Origin of the sequence: Butyricicoccus porcorum, from assembly GCF_002157465.1 — a bacterium.
In the GTDB taxonomy this organism is placed as follows: Bacteria; Bacillota; Clostridia; order Oscillospirales; family Butyricicoccaceae; genus Butyricicoccus_A; species Butyricicoccus_A porcorum.
This window is the reverse complement of the sequence record NZ_NHOC01000002.1, coordinates 209,305-227,838: the sequence shown is the minus strand read 5'-3', so window position 1 is coordinate 227,838 and position 18,534 is coordinate 209,305. Positions and strand designations below refer to the sequence as shown.

At 53.2% G+C, this 18,534-nt stretch carries 17 protein-coding genes; all 17 read right to left on the bottom strand.

Going from position 1 to position 18,534, the window contains the following annotated elements:
* Positions 1 to 21: 21 nt before the first annotated feature.
* Positions 22 to 990: a transketolase family protein gene (locus CBW42_RS02455; protein ID WP_087017410.1), complete on the bottom strand. Its 969-nt coding sequence runs from the start codon at positions 988 to 990 to the stop codon at positions 22 to 24.
* A 15-nt stretch (positions 991 to 1,005) separates the two neighbouring features.
* On the bottom strand, positions 1,006 to 1,860 hold the full coding sequence (locus CBW42_RS02450) for a transketolase (protein ID WP_087017407.1): 855 nt from the start codon (positions 1,858 to 1,860) through the stop codon (positions 1,006 to 1,008).
* Positions 1,861 to 1,928: 68 nt separating this feature from the next.
* Positions 1,929 to 2,936, bottom strand: coding sequence for a Gfo/Idh/MocA family oxidoreductase (locus CBW42_RS02445; protein ID WP_087017405.1), 1,008 nt, complete (start codon positions 2,934 to 2,936; stop codon positions 1,929 to 1,931).
* A gap of 20 nt (positions 2,937 to 2,956) precedes the next feature.
* The gene (locus tag CBW42_RS02440) at positions 2,957 to 4,408 is read right to left on the bottom strand and encodes a 4-hydroxyphenylacetate 3-hydroxylase family protein (protein ID WP_087017403.1); all 1,452 of its coding nucleotides are present in this window, start codon (positions 4,406 to 4,408) and stop codon (positions 2,957 to 2,959) included.
* Between the two features lie 27 nt (positions 4,409 to 4,435).
* Positions 4,436 to 5,743: an acetyl-CoA hydrolase/transferase family protein gene (locus tag CBW42_RS02435; RefSeq protein ID WP_087017401.1), complete on the bottom strand. Its 1,308-nt coding sequence runs from the start codon at positions 5,741 to 5,743 to the stop codon at positions 4,436 to 4,438.
* 186 nt (positions 5,744 to 5,929) lie between these two features.
* Complete coding sequence (locus CBW42_RS02430; RefSeq protein ID WP_087017400.1) at positions 5,930 to 7,054, bottom strand: iron-containing alcohol dehydrogenase; 1,125 nt, start codon at positions 7,052 to 7,054, stop codon at positions 5,930 to 5,932.
* Positions 7,055 to 7,070: 16 nt separating this feature from the next.
* Positions 7,071 to 7,862, bottom strand: a complete 792-nt coding sequence (locus CBW42_RS02425) for a 5-deoxy-glucuronate isomerase (RefSeq protein WP_087017398.1) — start codon at positions 7,860 to 7,862, stop codon at positions 7,071 to 7,073.
* Between the two features lie 253 nt (positions 7,863 to 8,115).
* Entirely contained in the window at positions 8,116 to 10,068 is a 1,953-nt protein-coding gene (gene iolD, locus CBW42_RS02420; RefSeq protein ID WP_087017396.1) for a 3D-(3,5/4)-trihydroxycyclohexane-1,2-dione acylhydrolase (decyclizing), read from the bottom strand.
* Positions 10,069 to 10,217: 149 nt separating this feature from the next.
* Positions 10,218 to 10,466: a hypothetical protein gene (locus CBW42_RS02415; protein WP_087017393.1), complete on the bottom strand. Its 249-nt coding sequence runs from the start codon at positions 10,464 to 10,466 to the stop codon at positions 10,218 to 10,220.
* Positions 10,453 to 10,758: a putative quinol monooxygenase gene (locus CBW42_RS02410; RefSeq protein ID WP_165761019.1), complete on the bottom strand. Its 306-nt coding sequence runs from the start codon at positions 10,756 to 10,758 to the stop codon at positions 10,453 to 10,455. The genes CBW42_RS02415 and CBW42_RS02410 overlap by 14 nt, the downstream gene beginning before the upstream one ends.
* A gap of 353 nt (positions 10,759 to 11,111) precedes the next feature.
* Complete coding sequence (locus tag CBW42_RS02405; protein WP_087017389.1) at positions 11,112 to 11,825, bottom strand: LytR/AlgR family response regulator transcription factor; 714 nt, start codon at positions 11,823 to 11,825, stop codon at positions 11,112 to 11,114.
* Positions 11,826 to 11,984: 159 nt separating this feature from the next.
* Positions 11,985 to 12,530, bottom strand: a complete 546-nt coding sequence (locus CBW42_RS02400; RefSeq protein WP_087017388.1) for a DUF3877 family protein — start codon at positions 12,528 to 12,530, stop codon at positions 11,985 to 11,987.
* Positions 12,531 to 12,546: 16 nt separating this feature from the next.
* Positions 12,547 to 13,371 (bottom strand): EcsC family protein, encoded by an 825-nt coding sequence (locus tag CBW42_RS02395; protein WP_087017386.1) that lies wholly within the window; start codon positions 13,369 to 13,371, stop codon positions 12,547 to 12,549.
* 4 nt (positions 13,372 to 13,375) lie between these two features.
* Positions 13,376 to 14,446, bottom strand: a complete 1,071-nt coding sequence (locus tag CBW42_RS02390; RefSeq protein ID WP_087017384.1) for an oxidoreductase — start codon at positions 14,444 to 14,446, stop codon at positions 13,376 to 13,378.
* Between the two features lie 91 nt (positions 14,447 to 14,537).
* Entirely contained in the window at positions 14,538 to 15,137 is a 600-nt protein-coding gene (locus CBW42_RS02385; RefSeq protein ID WP_242969762.1) for a TetR/AcrR family transcriptional regulator, read from the bottom strand.
* Between the two features lie 18 nt (positions 15,138 to 15,155).
* Positions 15,156 to 16,817, bottom strand: a complete 1,662-nt coding sequence (locus tag CBW42_RS02380; protein ID WP_165761018.1) for a Na/Pi cotransporter family protein — start codon at positions 16,815 to 16,817, stop codon at positions 15,156 to 15,158.
* Between the two features lie 244 nt (positions 16,818 to 17,061).
* On the bottom strand, positions 17,062 to 18,390 hold the full coding sequence (locus CBW42_RS02375) for a hypothetical protein (protein ID WP_087017379.1): 1,329 nt from the start codon (positions 18,388 to 18,390) through the stop codon (positions 17,062 to 17,064).
* Positions 18,391 to 18,534: the final 144 nt, after the last annotated feature.

The window sequence follows — 18,534 nt, the reverse complement described above, 5'->3', positions numbered from 1 at the left end:
TCAAAATAAATGCCTGTGCAATTAGCCCTTGCGTGCAATTGCCTTTTCAGCAGCTGCAACGATATCCGCTGCCAGCAGGTGGTACTGCTCCATCAGGAAGTCCTGCGGGCCGACCTGTCCGAACTGGTTCTGGATGCCGATGCGCTCCTGCGGAACGAGGCATTTTTCCGTCAGCAGGTTTGCAACTGCCGAGCCGAGGCCGCACGAAACCTGGTGGTTTTCTGCGGTGACAATCGCACCAGTCTCAGAAGCTGCCTTGAGAATCAACTCCTCATCGAGCGGCTTCCATGTGTGCATGTCGATCACGCGTGCAGAAATACCCTTTGCTGCCAGCTGCTCCTCAGCCTTGAGTGCTTCATCGACCAGAATGCCGGAAGCGATGATGGTGACATCCGTACCATCACGCAGCGTGACACCCTTGCCGATCTCAAATTCGGAGCCATCCGCATAGACCGTGGTAAAGCCCTTGCGGATCAGGCGCATATAGGTCAGTCCCGGCTGCTTTGCCAGCTGTTTGGTCAGCGCATTGGTCTGCGCATAGTCGCAGGAATCAATGACAACTGCATTCGGCACAGTCATGTACAGTGCACAGTCCTCAAACGGCATATGAGTTGCGCCGTTGAACGCTGCGGTCACGCCAGGGTCAGAACCGATGACATGTACCGGCAGCTGGGAATATCCTGCGGACAGGAATGCCTGGTCAAAGGCGCGGCGGGATGCAAAGCAACCGAACGAATGGATAAATGCCTTCAGTCCGGTTGCCGCCATACCTGCGGCAACGCCCATGGCGTTCTGCTCAGCAATACCTGCGTTGAAGGTCTGCTCCGGGAATGCCTTCAGCAGCTTACCCGTATTGATGCAGCCCATCAGGTCACAGTCGATATGAACAATGCTCTTGTCCTGCTCCATCAGTTCGAGCATTGCGGATACATAACCGTCGCGGTTTGCACGGCTGTCCTTTTCATGCTTTCCAATCAAAGTGTAGCTCATTGGTATTCCCCTCCTTTACTTCTGCGCACGGATGGCTGCGAGCTCTGCCTCGGATGCCGCAATGGCTTCGTCCCACTGCTCCTGCGTCGGCTGGGAGGAGTGTGCGCCGGACGGCTCCGCAAAGGTTGCGCCCTTGCCCTTGGTGGTGTTCAGAATCAGGCAGGTCGGCTGACCCTTGACCTGATAAGCTGCCTGGATGGCATCATAAATCTGCTCGACATCGTTGCCGTCCTCAATATTGATGACATTCCAGCCAAATGCGTCAAACTTCGCGCCGATGCCCTTGCCATGACCCATGACGTCGGCAACCGCACCGTCCAGCTGACGCTTGTTGTCATCTACCAGACAAACCAGATTGTCCAGCTTATAATGTGCTGCAAACTGTGCTGCCTCCCAGATCTGGCCCTCGTCGCATTCGCCGTCGCCAACTGCAACAAAGACATGGTTATTTCTGCCCTGCGCCTTGTTGCCGAGCGCTGCGCCGACTGCCTCACTCATGCCCTGACCCAGAGAGCCGGTTGTCAGATCGACGCCGACTGTCTTCATGCGATCCGTATGGGACGGGAAGTCTGTACCCGGCTGGTTGAGCGTATATGCGCTCTCCATCGGATAATAACCCTTGAGGCCGAGGGTCGCGTACATAACCGGGCCGCCATGACCCTTGGACAGAACGAACCAGTCACGATCCTCCCAGCGCGGGTTTTTCGGGTCGATGTTCATGACCTCACCGTACAGAACTGCCATGGCATCTGCCATCGACATCGAGCCGCCGACATGTCCGAAGCCGCGCGAAGCGATAACCTTCAGCGTTTCCAGACGGATTTCCGCAGCAAAAACGCGCAGCTGCTGCATCTTCTGCTTTTTATCCATGCTTACCTCCTGTTTTGACAGAACAGAAGCCGTCCAAATGCGATATGCACAGGACGGGCTTCCATTCTTTATTCGTCCAATTGCTTTTCGTATGCTTCGAGAATCATTTCTGCCAGCCTGACAGCACCGGTGCAGTCGCCTGCGGTTGCGCTGACGGACTGCTCTCCGGCCTGTACTTCATTGACAAACTGCTGCATCTCCTGATAATACGCTTCACCCCAGCGGTCAAGGTAATGGTCGATACATTCATGTACCTCACCGCCACGGGTAAACTGTGTTACGCGGGCACGGCGCGGGGATTCACAGATGCGCAGCGTTCCCTTCGTGCCGATGATCTCGCTTTCCACATGGGAACCGTGCGGCGCTGTACGTCCGCAGTAGAAAAAGGCTGCGGCATTGTTGTCAAACTGGACAAGCGAAAAGCCGTTGTCGACGTCGTGATTTTTTGCAAAATCTCCGAACACATAGGCACCTCCGCAGGCATATGCTTTCTTCGGCTCTGCGCCGAGCAGCCATCGCGCAAGATCATAATCATGTACGCCCATGTCGAGAAACCACTTGCCGTTTGCTTCCGCGCGCGCGACCTGTGCCTCACCCTGCCAGACCGGGTCAAGGCTGTATCCACGGAAGAAAACTGGTGTGCCAATCTCCCCCGCCTCGATGCGGCGCTTTGCATCGGCATAAGATGCATCGAACCGGCGCATAAATCCCACGGCAAATATCTTGCCTCCGGCAGCCGCCAGACGCTCAATTTCAGCGCATTCTGCGGCATCCATACCGGTCGGCTTCTCAATGAACACATGCAGACCTGCCTCCACCGCCAGGCGCACATGTTCCAGATGTACATTTGTCGGCGAAATGACCGCAACGGCATCCAGCTTTGCCTTCTCCAGCATTTCCGCGTAATCGGTATAGACCTCCGGGGTCTCCCATTCGCGGCGCACCTCATCCAGCTTTGCCTGTGTCCGGGTGCAGACTGCCGCCAGCTCAGCATTGGGAATGCGGAACATTAAATTCTCTGCATGTACCCTGCCGAGCGGGCCCAGACCGACCAGACCAACGCGAACCTTTTTCATACGATGTTCCTTTCTGCGGATCAGTTGATGCGGGCAATTGCCTTAGCCAGCTGCTTCTTCATCTCGAGGTTGCCCTGACGTGCAATCATGATGCGCTGTGCCTGCGGAGAGCCTGCACCGTGCATGGACTCCGGCAGATAGCCGACAGCTGCGGTACCCATGGTCATGTTCTCGATCAGGCGCAGGACGCGCATACGATCCTCCGTCGGAACAGAAGCAACACCCTTGAGGTACTTCTCGATGTAGTCATGCGTTGCCGGATTGCGGTAATCTGCCTCGGACGGCTGCGTTACCATCAGGCCGCCTGCCAGATCCTGTGCCAGGCGCGCAATGTCATACGGGAAGCGGGTGACGTTCTGCTTGCAGACGTTTGCCAGCAGCAGATCGATCAGATAGTTGCCGGACTTGGTCTGCGTGCCCTGAGAGGAACATGCAATGCCGCAGGCATACAGGGTCTCATTCAGGTGAGTCATCTCGATGATCTTGTCCTTGACATGAGATGCCTTTGCACAGCCTGCCATCTCAACAGCCAGAGCGGTAGCACCGATCAGAACGTCGCCGACGCCGACCTTGCAGCCGCCGTAGGACTGTCTGTGATAACCAGCGAAACGCTCTACCATCATGCCTGCGAACTGAGTCTCGCCGTTCAGGAAGATCATGTCATTCGGGATAAAGACGCGGTCGAAGATAACCAGAACTTCATGGCCGCCGTATACCTTGTTGCCGACATCGATATCGTTGTATTCCTCGGTCTTGCGGGTGTCACAGGACTGACGGCCGAGAATCAGGGTGATGCCCTCTGCATCGGTCGGGCATGCGAAGGAAATTGCATAGTCCTCATCGCCCTCACGCATGGAGATGGTCGGCATAACGAGTACATAATGGCTGTTCAGGTAACCGGTCTGATGTGCCTTTGCGCCGGTGACATAAACGCCGTCCGCAGTGCGCTCGACAACATGCAGGAACAGATCCGGATCTGCCTGCTTGGACGGAGACAGGCCGCGGTCGCCCTTGACGTCGGTCATTGCGCCGTCAACAGCGAGGTCTTCCTCCTGAACCATTGTCCAGAATTTCTTAAAGTTTTCAAAATAATTGGTTCCGCATGCCTCATCGGTCTCATACGTCGTGGAATAGACAGCATTGGCTGCGTCCATGCCGACACAGCGCTGGAAGCAAGCTGCGGTCTTCTGACCGAGCAGGCGCTGCATCTTTACCTTGCGGATCAGGTCATCCGTGGACTGATGCAGGTGCGTAAAGCGGTTGACCTTCTTGCCGGTCAGGTTGGAGGTCGCAGTCATCAGATCTTCATACTGCGGATCCTCTGCCAGCTCATAGGTTGCTGCAAACGAGTTGAGCGACGGGCGGACAATCGGGTCGTCCACAACATTTTCAACCTTCTGGCCGAAACGATACAGATTCAGATTCAGCTTGCGCAGGGATTCAATGTACTGTTCTTTTGTCATCATGACAATCTGCCTTCTTTCTCTTTCTATTTTCTTTTATATGTCAAGCGTTTCTCCAAAACGCTTTGCATACTCCTCCGCCAGTTCCGCACGGAACTTCGGATGCGCAATGGCAATCAGGCGCTTGGCACGCTCGCGCAGTGTCTGTCCGCGCAGCTGGGCAACACCGTATTCCGTAACGATGTAATTGACATCGCAGCGGCTGGTAGTTACCGGGCCACCGGTCGTGATGGTCGGAACGATTTTAGACTCTGACTCATTCTTGGTTGCAGAATGCAGTGCAATGATCGAACGACCGCCCTTGGACAGGTTTGCACCGCGGACAAAGTCCATCTGTCCGCCGATACCGGAAATCTGGCGCAGACCGATGGCCTCCGCACATACCTGACCCTGCAAGTCAACCTGTACGCACGAGTTGATGGAAACAACGTTGTCGTTCTGCGAAATAACTGCCGGATTGTTGCATACATCGACCGGAAGCATTTTGATGACCGGGTTGTTGTCGACAAAATCATACAGCTTGCGCGTACCCATCAGGAAGGTCACACAGATGCGTCCGATATCGCGCTGTTTGCACTGACCGTTGATGACGCCGCTTTCAATCAGCGACAGAACGCCATCGGATACCATCTCGGAGTGAATACCGAGGTTCTTTTTGTCGCCGAGGAACGAGCACACAGCGTCCGGCACCGCACCGATGCCGAGCTGGAGGCAGTCGCCATCGCGGACAAGGTCTGCGATGTATTTGCCGATTTTCTGATCTTCTTCGGTGATCTTCGGCGGCTTGGATTCCGGCAGCGGCTCCCACGACAGCAGGAAACCGTCGATGTCAGTGACATGCACGAAGCTCTCGCCGAAGGTACGCGGCATATTCGGATTGACTTCGGCGATGACTGTCTTAGCGGACTTGATTGCCTGCCAGCCGTAATCGCACGAAAGTCCGATAGAAACATAGCCACGCTCATCCGGAGGCGAGCAGGTGAATGCAAAGACATCTACCGGCAGCTCGCCGTTGCGGAACATGTGCGGGACGTCGGAAAAGAATACCGGGGTGTAATCCGCACGGTTTTCCGCGATTGCCTTACGCGCAGGACCGCCGACAAACAATGCATTATGGCGGAAATGCTCCTCCATGCCCGGCTGTAAATACTCGCCGGAGCCGAGATATACCATATGTGCTACTTCAACGCCGTGAAACTGCTCCGCCATACGTGCCATGGTGCGCTGGAAAATAATCGGCTCGCCGACAGCGTGACCGAATACCACACGGTTACCGTCCTTGATGACCGAGACAGCCTCTTCCGGCGTCATGGTATGTTCTTTATAGTAATCTGTCCATTCCATAATCGATTCTCCTCATGTGTTTCGGTCGTGTGTCAGTACACCGGAACATACTGTTCCGGCAGATATCCGAGCCGATAAGAAGACGAGACCCAGACCGCAATAAAAATCAGCAGTACTATGACCAGTATCCAGACTTTTCTCCGGCTCTGCATCCCGTCTTCCTCCTTATATTATGTCAAACCGCAATCAGAACGCGTTGCGGTAAATGTCCAGAATGTCTTCCTCGCTCAGCTCGACATAGTTGTTGCCGAGCAGACGCTGCTGAGTCTCCAGTACGCTCTTTGCGTAAACCGGAAGCTCATCCGCCGTTACGCCATTTTCACGCAGCGGGGTCTTCTTCAGCACGTCGTCCATCAGCTTGTACAGCTCTTCCAGTGCGAACACCGGCTCGCAGCCCAGCTCCGCGCTCAGGATTTCCTCCAGCTGATTGAGCTTGCCGACCGGCTTTTTCTCCTGATACTTGCGCATAACATCGGCAAACATCAGCTGATTGGCCTGTCCGTGCGGGATGTGGTGTACACCGCCGAGCGGATAGCTGAGTGCATGAACTGCTGCACAGCCCGCATGGCCAAATGCGATACCTGCAAAATTGGAAGCGCGCAGGAATTCCGGTGCGTTCTTCTTCCATGCATCCTTGGTGCCTTCTGCGACAGCAGCCTTCCAGCCGCGCAGAATCAGCGACAGCGCACGCTCGGAAAACAGCTCGCTCAGTGCGCAGGCATTCGGGCTGAGATAGGACTCAACCGCATGGATCATGGCATCAATCGAAGAGGTTGCAAATACACCGTACGGCAGGCTTGCCAGCATACCCGGAATCAGGGCAGCTTCATTCGCAAACATTGCCGGGGAAACGATACCCTGCTTGACGCCCTTGGTGGTGCGGTTGATGATAGAGATATTGGTCACTTCACTGCCTGTACCACAGGTAGTCGGAACAATAACCAGCGGATGAACCTTGGTCAGACCGTCCGGCATGCGGTCATACAGATCGTCTACCTTGTCCTCTGCGGTTGCGACTGCAAGAACCTTTGCGATATCGATGATCGTACCGCCGCCAACTGCAATAATGCGGTCATAGTTCTTGCCGCGCAGCTCGTCAAGGATGGCATCAACCATCACATCGGTCGGCTCGCCTGCGCCATACTTCTCCTGGAACAGCGTCTGACAGCCCAGATCCAGCTTGGAAATAGCAGGCTCATAAATATATTCATTTGTGAGAATCAGGTCGTTTGCGCCGAGATTTGCTTCCTTTGCATAATCCGCAAACTGCGCATATTCTGCGACAGCGGGAATCAGCTGAAATGCCTTCATGTCGTGTGCTCCTCTCTCAGATGTCCGGGAAATACTTTGCGTCCGGTGCGGTTACCCACTCATACTCCGGTACGACAGTTGTGACAATATTCTTATCGTCCTGAAGACGGATGCACCACAGGTAATACTCTGCATAGCCCGGTGCAGCAGCCTGAGAATGGGTGACATTTTCCGGCATACCGGTCAGATCGTTGTTCTTCACCTTGAATGCGTCATCGCCGTACTCAGCCAGACCATAACCGTTCTCCGGCAGGAATTTATAGTAATACAGCTCCGGCTCAACATGCTGATGCGGCGGATAAGAGGACCACTTGCCCGGGAAATGTACAACCTCGCCGATGAAGAAATTGGTCTCCGGGCAGTTGGAACGGTCGAAAAAGGTGCGGACAAGGCGGGTGGATGCCTCGTTCATCTGGCCTGCACCGCGCTCCTCATTTGCACACAGACAATCCTCCGGACGCATCAGCTTTGCCTCAAAGCTGCGTGCATTTTCGGTGCGTGCAACAGCGATTTCCGCGTCAGCCGTGCAGGTAATGGTGACTGCCGTGTTCTGCGGAACATGCAGCAGAATCGCGCCCTCATGGAAGCAATCGGTGCGGAAAACAGTCTCCACGCCGCCGTCCCATGCGAACGTAACGCCGCCGCTTATCAGATCGTATACGACCTCCTGCGGATAGTTGAAGCTCATCACATCGCCCGCTGCCATGGAAACAACGCCGAACTCCATGCCCATCATTTCCGGATTCTCAACTGCGGAAACCATTTTGTTATAGCCCTTCTCAAACGGGCCCTTTGCAGTATATTTCATCGTTTTACTCCTTTTTTGGATATGACAAAGCCGCCCGCTCTGTTATCGGGCGGCTTTGCCGAATTAGGTGTGTGATAGGTGTTATGAATAAAGGAATATAACCAAAGTATTGAACCACTTTCTCTGCACTTCTGAGGGTGTCCCCCACCGCGGCTTTCGCCGCGATGGGGCAATGTGAGAAAATAAGTGCATGAGAATGAAAGTCACAATGTCATGTAAAAGAGAAATGCAGAGGAAATTGGAAGTGTTGTGATCAATACATTCTCGCTTCGCTGATGTGCTGATCCAGGCGCTTGCGTGCTTCCTGAACCGCCTCGGACTTGGAGGTGGAAGCAACACCGATGTGCCACCAGGACTCATAGCCTTCTGCCATGGTCTTCGGCAGTACCTTTGCGTCGATGATGCAGGAGCCAGTTTCCTTCTTTGCGTCCTGAACTGCCTTGCGGAATTCATCCGGGGTCTTGGCATAGAATGCCTTCATGCCGTAGCCTTCGCCAACCTTGCCGAAGTCAGTGTAGCAGTAGTTGCCGTCCAGCTTGCCGGTCTCCTCGTTGCGGTAACGCATCTCGGTTGCCAGAGAGCCAACGCCGTTGCCCATCTGGAGGTTGTTGATGCAGCCGAATGCCGTGTTATCGAATACGACAACGGTGATCTTTGCGTTCTCCTGGATTGCAGTCGGGATTTCAGAGTTCAGCATCATGAACGAACCGTCGCCGACCAGTGCATAAACTTCCTTGTCCGGCTCAGCCAGCTTGGAGCCGAGGGCACCTGCGATCTCGTAACCCATGCAGGATGCGCCGTATTCCATATTGTAGGAATCCTTTGCATCGGTAACCCACAGACGCTCGAGGTCTGCCGGCAGGGAACCAGCTGCTGCAACAACGATTGCATCGTCGTCGATCTCTTCACGGAGGATGCCAACTGCGTTGGACTCGGTGATGGTGCCGCCGATGTCACGAACGAAGTCATTCATGATCTTTTCTGTCCAGGACGGTACACACGGAACGAACTTGCCTTCGCCGAAGCCTTCACCGTGGTACTGGACGCCCAGAACGCTCAGGCGCTCCTTCTCCCATACTTCGCGGATTTCCTGAATCTCGGTGGTGTAACCGGACTTGTAGCCCTCTGCCTTCAGGCGCTTCATGATCTCTTCCAGCGTTACCTTTGCATCGCCGACACAACGGGTTGCATCCAGCTTTTCCGCATGGAATTCAGAAGTGTTGATTGCCAGAACCTTGATGTCCGGATTGCGGAACAGAACCCACTTGGAACCGGTAACAAAGTCATTGAAACGGGTGCCGACGCCGATAACCAGGTCAGCATCCTTGCACAGCGCATTCGCTGCGAGGCCGCCGGTGACGCCTACGCCGCCAACAGAAAGCTCAAAGCTGTCCGGCAGAGCGGAATGACCTGCCTGCGTCTGGGAAACCGGGATGTTGAATTCCTTACAGAATTCCATGACGGTCTCACCTGCTTCGGAGTAACGAACACCGCCGCCGGAGATGAACAGCGGCTTCTTGGAAGCCTTAATCATCTCAACTGCCTGCTGGATTTCGTACTCATCTGCACAACGGCGTGCGATGTGGTGAACGCGCTTCTGGAAGAAGTAATCCGGGAACTCAAAGGACTCGCCCTGTACATCCTGCGGCAGGCTGATGCAGACAGCGCCACAGTTTGCAGTGTCGGTCAGAACGCGCATTGCGTTAATCATAGCCGGCATCAGCTGCTCCGGACGGGAAACACGATCCCAGTACTTGGTAACCGGCTTGAAGCAATCGGAAGCAGTGATGCTCAGATCGCTCGGAACCTCCATCTGCTGCAAAACCGGATCCGGCTGACGGGTTGCAAAGGAGTCAGACGGGAACAGCAGCAGCGGGATGTGGTTGATGGATGCCGTGAGCGCTGCGGTTACCATGTTTGCTGCGCCCGGTCCGATGGACGAAGAGCACGCGATAATCTTACGGCGATTATGCTGCTTTGCATAGGAAATCGCGACATGTGCCATGCCCTGTTCGTTGCGGCCCTGGTATACTCTCAGGTGTCCCGGATCCTCATCCAGCGCCTGACCCAGGCCAACGACCATGCCGTGACCGAAAATTGTGAAAATACCATCTACAAACGGCTCTACCTTGCCGTCCATCTCGATGTACTGCTGGTTCAGGAACTTAACGACTGCCTGACCGACTGTCATCTTAGTCTTGCTCATTGTTGCATCCTCCTTAAATATTGCATTTCATCTGGAGACTGTCTGTACTGACATCCTCTCGTCTTTTCTTGCTCATATTATAGCATTCTGTCCAAAAACCGTCTTCTATCTTCTTGCTTTTTTGTGCATATATGGTGTCTATCCCCCATTTACACATCCTTGCTGTGAATTTGCCCATTTCCGCCGGATATGGAACGTTCGTTTTCAAATTTTTGCTGTCCGCTCGGTTTCCGCCTGATTTTCCAACCTTCAGCTTTATCTAAAATCCTGCGAAACGCACCTGATTTTTCCATATTCCCACGCTGCACACAAAAAAGCGGCAGCCCTGCAAATTCCTGCAAGGCTGCCGTTTTCGTCGCAAACTGTATGTCCTGACTGGTATCTTTACCTGTTTTCACACACTGAATAGCTCTGAATCTGTACTTTTTCCACATATTCCTGCTTCAGCCCGGACAAAAGCCGATAATGTGCGGTATTTCCATGCTGCTTCTGTGCTTCCGCATCTGCCCAGATTTCCAGCAGGCAAAGGTCATTTTCCGAATCCACCGGATAATAAAACTCATATTTCAGGTTGCCTGCTTCCCCTCTCGACGCTGCGTCAATGCCCAATTCCACAGCCTTCCGATAAAATTCTTCGCGTTTTCCTTCTTTCACCGTGTAACGCACAGTCGCCAAAATCATGGTATTCATTGATCTCATCCTTTCGCCGTGCCGCCGCAGAACAGGCGGCAGCCTGTATTGAAAACAGGCAGAGTATACCACAGCTTTTGAAAAAGGTAAATGCCTCCACCGGAAATTTCCCTCTGTTTTTCCATGCAGCAAAAAAGCAGCCTTTTCCGGCTCCCTCTGCCCAAGGACTGCTTTTCTGTTTTGTTCCCTGAAAACCCGAGAGCGGATCCGCCCCTCTCAGGTGCCCCGAGTGCCTTTCACCCCTGTTGGCCTCATCCCGTTTGTATTGTAACACAATCCGGTGGATAACAGGGAGAATGTGCAAAATCAACCCTTTCAATGTAACGATTGGGTGTGTTTCCCCGTATAGCAGGCTACAGCTGTCCCTCAATATACCGGTAAAAGCCCTCCCGTGTCGCTTTCTGCCGCTGCTTGCTCACCGGGATTTCCATACCGCTGTACAGCTCGAAATGATCGCCCTCAAACCGACGCACATAATCCAAATTAACCAGAAAGCTCTGATGGCAGCGCAGGAAATTTTCCGGCAGCTGTTCTGCCAGCACATTCAGTTTCTGATACACCTCCACGACATCACCCGCTCGGATGACAATGCGCACAATGCGTTTTTGGCTCTCCAAATACTGAATATCTCTGGTCAGGATGCGCAGCATGTGTTTCTGTACCTGCACATCAAGGCAGCTTGTCCGCTCCTGCTCCACTTCCTCTGCCACGCGCTCCAACGTGCTGCGCAGGCGGTCAGCCTCGACCGGCTTGAGCAGAAATCCGGACGGCTTTCCATCAAAAATGCTCTGACAATATTCGATATAACCGGTAAAATATACAATTTTCAGATATGGACAGCTTTCTGCAATCCGTCTGGCAAGTGCGATGCCGTTGGTATCGTTCAGTTGGATATCCAGAAACAATACATCCAGCTCTCCCCGAAGGTCATCCATCAGGCAGGATTCCATCTCTTGCACATTTGACCATGTATAAACGCGATACTCGGAATCCCACACTTCATCAATCTTGCGGGTGAGGCTCTGTACCATCTGGGCATCATCGTCATAAATGCCTATTTTCAGCATGTTCTGTTCTATCTCCCATACAGTATAGAATTATTATCAGTTTACCGTATTATCCCGCTAATTTCAACAAAACCCAGCTTTTTACCGGTTGTTTTATCCGTATATACGAAAAAACAGTCCGGTCTGCACTGCGCAGCCCGGACAATATCCTGTTTTCTGTCAGAATCCAAACGCCTGATAATCCTTATCTGTAAAGCGGTGATAGATCGCATGTCCCATTTCAAGCCGGATGCAGTACCGGTAAGAATCCGGCCTGCCGTCCGCAAAATAGACCAGATAATCAAACTCTTCGTTGTCGATTTTCTGGCAGACCACGTGCGTGGAATACTGCCGGAACACTGCCAGCAGATCATCCAGCCCACAGGGATGCGTTCCAATCTGTTGGATAAATGCCCGCAGGAATGCATTGTCCCCGCAGCTGTCGTGCACATAGGCAGCACCTTCTTCTGATATTGTGATACAGAACAGCTCGCCATCGCGCGTCACAGTGATTTCACCGAGCGGATCTTTTGCATATCCACAGAATCGCCTGAGCGAATCCTCCATTTCATCTGCGCTCTGCTCCGCGCCCAGCAGATGATTCAGTGAATCCAGCGGATAATACAATCCCACTGCATTTTTTGTATATCCGACCTTGATCTGGGATTCCTGTACCAGATCGATCAGTCCCTGTTTCAGGGCTTCAAAATCAAGTGTCTGATCCATATTCCAGCTCCTAACCTCATGATTTGCTGTTTTCCTGCTGATATTTGCGATCAAGCAGATATCGTCTGCGATATTTCAGCATTGCATAGTCCGAAATGCGTTTGAGAACAGTCACATCTGTCGCGCCGCCGACTGCGCCGACAACCGGTGCGCCCTGCAAAAATTTGGCGTACAGCATATCGTTCGCAAGTGCCTTGGCTGTGCGGTGAATCTGGTCATCCAACCGCCCGGTCAGGCGTTCGGTTTCTTCCGACGTGCGCTGCTTTGCGCCGCGGATGCTCCAGCACATTGTATTCATATCGTCATCGCGCTGCTGCATCTCCGCACCGTTGTACAGCGCGGTTTCAATCAGCCGAAGCTGGAACAGGCGTTCCTCCATGGAATCGTAGTCATATCCAAAGCTGAGGGAAATCTCATAGAGATTTTTCAAAACGACACTGACAAACAGCGGGATATCCGGAAGTCCCACGCCGAGCAGACCAAGCCCGATGCCCTCGACAGAGGAAACCAGCAGATTCAACCGCGCACTGTTCCCTGCCCTGCGGCGGAACGCGCGCACATGCCTGCGATCCTCGCGCACCTTCGCCGCATATTCCGCAATTTCATAATCCTCCTGCCGCTTCTGCTTGTTATAGGTCTTCTCAATGACAACGGTTCCCTTTTCAAAAATCAACTGGAATGCCTTGACAAAGGCTGCATCCAACTTGCTTTGTAGGCCGTTCGGAACGAACCGCTGTAGTTTTTCCAGCACGCTTTCTTTTTCCGTGCTGTGCTTCTGGACATATTTCTCCTGTTTTCGGGTGAGGTCGTTCCATTCCTTCTCCCAGAGATCACGTTTCATGCTATCACTCCATCTGACGCTTATATTGCAGTAATTTCCGTCCGGCACACTGATCGGCATCGATGCGCCATCGGCAGACAGAACAGTCCAGGCACTTGCCCGTATCGCGTCCCGCGAGTGCATCTGCCGCCCATGCCGGATTGACCAGTGTGCTGCGGCCGATGTCCACCATATCCACATCGGTTTGCGCAAGCACACCGCGCGCATCTTCCGCCACACGCATGCCATTGACCGCAAATACCGGAACAGATACCTGCCGCTTCATTTCGCCCGCCGCATAAATAACATCTTTATACGGGAAATCCGCCGGCTTTTCCGGTTCAGCCTCGCCGGTAAAGCCGTAGGAAATATCAAGGAAGTCAATACCATGCGCCTCCAGTGCCTTTGCATGACGGATGCCGTCCGCCAACGTCGGCTCAAACGCGCCGAGACGGATGCCCATAACAAAATCCTCCGGGACAATGTTGCGGATACCATCCATGATTTCCGTGATAAACAGCTCCGGATTTTTACCATACCGATCATCCCGATGGTTGACACGGCTGTTCAGGAACTGACACATCAGATAGCTGTGACAGCCATGCAGCTCCACACCGTCATAACCGGCTTCATATGCGCGCCGCGCCGCATCGATAAACGCCTGCTGGATGCGTGCAATGTCTTCCTGCTGCATTTTTACGCCAGTCTTTTCCGTCCCGCCCTGGCGCAGGGTGTAGGCATCCGGACAGAGCGCATGCTCCGCAATGCCGACGATCCCTGCATGGTGAATCTGGACAAAAATCGGGCAGCCCTCCGCATGCACGGCCTCCGTAATGCGGCGCAGGCCTGCGATCTGGCTGTCATCCCAGATACCGAGCTGGCTGTCCGCCAACCGGCCTTCCTGCGTAATGCAGGTCGCCTCCTGAATAATCAATCCCGCACCGCCGCGCGCCATCGCACGATAATGCTCCACATGGCGGTCGCTCACGATACCGCTGTCATCCGTCCAATGATAGCATACCATGGGTGGAACGCAAATGCGATTGCGAATGCGTGTGTTCCGAATAAAAAAATGATCCTGTAATACTTTCTTCATGATTTTCCTCCCTGCGGCCTGCCGCCGCTGTCGCGCCCCCGTGCAGCACATGCAAAAAAGCCCGGCGAAGCTGCTTCGCCGGGCCGGGGGATCAGTTTTCCTGCCGCAGCTGTTCGAGAATCAGCTGCTTGCAGCGTGCAAAATAATCGTCAAGTGCAAAAGCATTTTTATCTACCAGATATTGCAGCGTTGCGCCTTCCATCATGGAAACCATCAACGCGCTGAGGAAGCTGCGCTGCTGTGGCGAAACCCACGGCGCGTAGCGCGCAATCACGCGGCTGATTTCCTCGCGCCACTTGCGGAATGAAACAGCAAACTGTTCACGGATTTCCTCATCCAGATGTGCCTGTGTCCAGAAATCAATTTCCGCATAGTCGTATTTGGTTTCATGCAGGATGAACTGCTTTTTCTGTTCAAAAAAGATATCCAGCTGGGCATCCAGCCCCGCATCTGCCTGCTCGCGCAGTTCTGCGCGGATATCCAGACAGCGCCGTTGCAGCCGATGCAGCACAGCGAGCAAGAGATCTCGTTTGGACTTAAAATAATAGTGGATATTCGACTGGAAACATCCGGCATATTCCGCCACAAGGTGGATGCGCGTGCCGCTGATGGTGTGCTCCTGCACGACGTCAAGTGCAGCATCGAGAATTTTGTCCTCTGTCGACATCGCCTTGTCACTTTGTAGTTTCATATATATTGCAACTCTTTCTTACATCACATCCGTACTGAGCACCGGCGGACGCAGACCGCCGGAAATCTGTGCATTCTTGCGGGCAATACGGACGATGTTGTTGGAATGGTCACCGACGCGCTCATAATCATGCAGAGCCTCGGCAAAGATAATGCCGGGCTGGGTGCTGCACTGTTTCGCACGCAGGCGCGCAATGTGGTTGTTCTCCGACTGCTGGGTGAGTGTATCTATCTCATCCTCCAGATGATGCAGCTCCAGCGCATCCTGTTCGCTCAGATTATGACACAGGAAGCCGCTGAAGGCGCGGTCATACAGCAGCAGATCGACCTCATAGATTTTTTTCAGTTCTTTCCGCGCTTCGTCGGAATAAATCAGATTGTTCTGTACACACTGTTCGGTCTTTTCGAGCAGGTTAATGGCATGATCGCCGATGCGCTCAAGATCTCCGACCAGATGGAACATATTTGCCACAATCTGCGGCACATGAGCCGGCAGGTTGTGTCCGCTGAATTCAACCAGATAGTCTGTAATGCCATGGTTTAGGAAATTGATGACATTTTCCCGCTCACGAATTTCGTCCGCATGACTGGTATCGTTGTCCAGCATGCCCTCTGCTGCCAGAATAAAGTTCTGACGGACAAGGCCTGCCATGCGCTCCAGCTCCTTGTACAGCTGGCGCGTGGTGACGCTCGGCGCAACAATCTGCTTCGGGTCGATATAAGTAAAGCGATACGCGCTCTCGTGCACCTTCTTCGGTACAAAGAAATACGAGAGATTGACCAGTTGTTTGACAAACGGCAGCAGCACGAGCGCTGTCACCAGCTTGAAGGTGATGTGGAACATCGAAATCTGTACGACCGGATTGTCCGTCACCAGTGAATAGACATTGACAAACGGTGTCAGCATCGTCAGCGGGACAAAGAGAATGCCGCCGATGACGTTATAGGCACAGTAAATGACAGCCGCACGCTTGGTATTGTTCTTTGCGCCGATGGACGACAGGAACGGCGTGACAGACGAGCCGATATTGATACCACAGACCAGAAATGCCGCGAACCGAATCGGCATCAGACCCTGCATTGCGAGTGCCTGCAAAACACCGACCGCTGCGGACGAGCTCTGAATGACCGCACACAGCAGAATACCGACCAGAACGCCGATAATCGGATTGGTTGCGGATGCAATAAAGCTCTGGAATTCTGGGATATCCTTCAGGCTGGACATCGAACCGCTCATCGTGTGCAGTCCCTGGAACAGGATACCAAAACCAAGTATAATCTGTCCGATGTTTTTCTGCAAGTCTTTTTTGCAGAACATCTGCATAATCGAGCCGACAAAAATACATGCCGGTGCGAGACCGGATACATCGAGCGCGATCAGGATGCTCGTCATGGTTGTACCGACATTTGCGCCCAGGATGACGCCAGCCGCTTGTACCAGATCCATAATCCCGGCATTCAAAAAGCCCATACACATGATAGTGGTCGCCGAAGACGACTGAACAACGGCAGTGACCAGAACACCGAGAAGAAATCCCATGACAGGATTTCGCGTCAGTTTTTCCAGCAGGCTGTTCAACTTCGGACCTGCCGCGAGCTCCAGTCCGGCGCCCATATAGCGCATGCCGAACAGGAACAGGCCAAGTCCGCCGCACAGCGACAGAATGTTGTTAAATCCCATTGTATTCTCCTCATAACAGCAGTATTCGCCCCAAACCATTCCTTTTTCGGGTAATAAGCCGAAAATCGTCATAATCTGTAAAGCGACTTCCAGGGAATATTATAACACTTCTGTTCTGTATTTGCACCTGCTTTTTTACATTCTTTTATAGTTTCTATTACATGAATTTTACATTTGTTATGCAGAACGCACAAAGCCCGCCCCCGTATTATCCCGGGAAGCGGGCAAAGCATGTAAAAACAGATTAAAGAATCTGATCTTCCGTACACAGTTCGCCGGAATAGCGCGTGACACAGAACGGTTCGGTTCGGCTGTCGGCATGAATGCCCAGCTCACTGAGCAGCGAAACCATCTCATTGCACACATCAAAATCCTGATCCTTGTGTGCGATGGAGACACGCATGGTGCCGTTGTACGAGCTGATGAGCAGTGCATAGGTCTGCGCGGCACTCGGCAGGATCGCGCCATATTCCTCAACATACGGCAGCATGGAATCAGGAAGTGCGAACCGGCCGACATTGGTGACGAGGAAACTGTCCTGAAGGACAAAATTGCGCGCAACCTCGATGCCTTCCTTTACCTTGTCCGCCAGCGGCATTTCACGCTCATGCAGCTCCAGACAGACCTCACTCGCTGCCTTTCCGCGGTACAGCAGCTGCTCCGGCACGAGCTGGGTCATAAGGAAATCATGTGTCTTACGGCACGCCTCCTCCAGCGGGAGCGATTCATACTCCGACAGATACGGCAGGTCGAGGAAACAGATAAAATAGCGCGTAGTGCTGCTCGGAATCACCTGGCGCAGGTCGACCGGAATCTGCGAGATGACCGGCTTATCCACGCCTTCGCCGTACTTGTGGTAAAAGGCACGGCTGAACACCGGCGTGAGCACGGTCAGCGGGCTGACACCCAGCTTCTTTGTAACCGCATGCAGCTCAGAAAACGGGAACGTAATATCGGTTACGACCTCTGCCACATCGCCGAGGTTGGTCAGCCCCTCTGCATGCACAGCCTCCGGCTTCTGATAAATGCCGTCCGCCTTCGGCTCCATCTCCTGCAAAGCACGGAACGCATCTTCACTCTCCTCGCGGGTGTACATGGTATCCAGCGCGCGGATGCTGCCGTCATTCCTGACCGGCTTGCCGCATTCCTGCAAATACAGGAACAGCACGCAGCGGATAAATTCTTCAAAGCCTCTGCCGTCGCTGATGCTGTGCTGATATTCCATGTAAATATTGTTGCCGCGGTAGCCGACGAGGAACAGATAATGGTGTGTATCCGCCGAACCGATGGCATATCGGTGCTCTACCCCCGCCGGATCAAACGGCAGAACAACCGGATCCTCGCCGTTAACATAGCACTGATACGAAGTTTCGGTCTTTTCAATGCCGATGCACATATGCGGGAAACGCAGCAGCGCAATGCGTACTGCCTTGAGCAGGCATTCCGGGTCAACCGGCTCGCTCATGCGGATGGTATGGCGTGGCACGCACGCCACGGTGGATTCTGTATTATAAAGAAAAATTTTTCCATAGCTATCCGTCATTGTCAGCGGATTGATTCGTAAATCAGTCATAATTACCTCCGATGGAAAATTATCAAACGAAAAATACCTAATATGTCTCCTATTATCATATTTTCCTCTCCAAGTCTATTATATTTACTTTCCATCCGCATGAAAATAGCTGGAATAAACAAATTTTGCTCTCAGATGTATAAA

What these genes read in the sequence shown, in the direction of transcription:
- iolD (WP_087017396.1), bottom strand. Translation starts at nt 10,068, where the DNA reads ATGAGCAAGACTAAGATGACAGTCGGTCAGGCAGTCGTTAAGTTCCTG.
- CBW42_RS02380 (WP_165761018.1), bottom strand. Translation starts at nt 16,817, where the DNA reads ATGGGATTTAACAACATTCTGTCGCTGTGCGGCGGACTTGGCCTGTTC.
- CBW42_RS02390 (WP_087017384.1), bottom strand. Translation starts at nt 14,446, where the DNA reads ATGAAGAAAGTATTACAGGATCATTTTTTTATTCGGAACACACGCATT.
- CBW42_RS02450 (WP_087017407.1), bottom strand. Translation starts at nt 1,860, where the DNA reads ATGGATAAAAAGCAGAAGATGCAGCAGCTGCGCGTTTTTGCTGCGGAA.
- CBW42_RS02430 (WP_087017400.1), bottom strand. Translation starts at nt 7,054, where the DNA reads ATGAAGGCATTTCAGCTGATTCCCGCTGTCGCAGAATATGCGCAGTTT.
- CBW42_RS02385 (WP_242969762.1), bottom strand. Translation starts at nt 15,137, where the DNA reads ATGAAACTACAAAGTGACAAGGCGATGTCGACAGAGGACAAAATTCTC.
- CBW42_RS02405 (WP_087017389.1), bottom strand. Translation starts at nt 11,825, where the DNA reads ATGCTGAAAATAGGCATTTATGACGATGATGCCCAGATGGTACAGAGC.
- CBW42_RS02375 (WP_087017379.1), bottom strand. Translation starts at nt 18,390, where the DNA reads ATGACTGATTTACGAATCAATCCGCTGACAATGACGGATAGCTATGGA.
- CBW42_RS02425 (WP_087017398.1), bottom strand. Translation starts at nt 7,862, where the DNA reads ATGAAATATACTGCAAAGGGCCCGTTTGAGAAGGGCTATAACAAAATG.
- CBW42_RS02410 (WP_165761019.1), bottom strand. Translation starts at nt 10,758, where the DNA reads ATGAATACCATGATTTTGGCGACTGTGCGTTACACGGTGAAAGAAGGA.
- CBW42_RS02435 (WP_087017401.1), bottom strand. Translation starts at nt 5,743, where the DNA reads ATGGAATGGACAGATTACTATAAAGAACATACCATGACGCCGGAAGAG.
- CBW42_RS02455 (WP_087017410.1), bottom strand. Translation starts at nt 990, where the DNA reads ATGAGCTACACTTTGATTGGAAAGCATGAAAAGGACAGCCGTGCAAAC.
- CBW42_RS02400 (WP_087017388.1), bottom strand. Translation starts at nt 12,530, where the DNA reads ATGGATCAGACACTTGATTTTGAAGCCCTGAAACAGGGACTGATCGAT.
- CBW42_RS02445 (WP_087017405.1), bottom strand. Translation starts at nt 2,936, where the DNA reads ATGAAAAAGGTTCGCGTTGGTCTGGTCGGTCTGGGCCCGCTCGGCAGG.
- CBW42_RS02395 (WP_087017386.1), bottom strand. Translation starts at nt 13,371, where the DNA reads ATGAAACGTGATCTCTGGGAGAAGGAATGGAACGACCTCACCCGAAAA.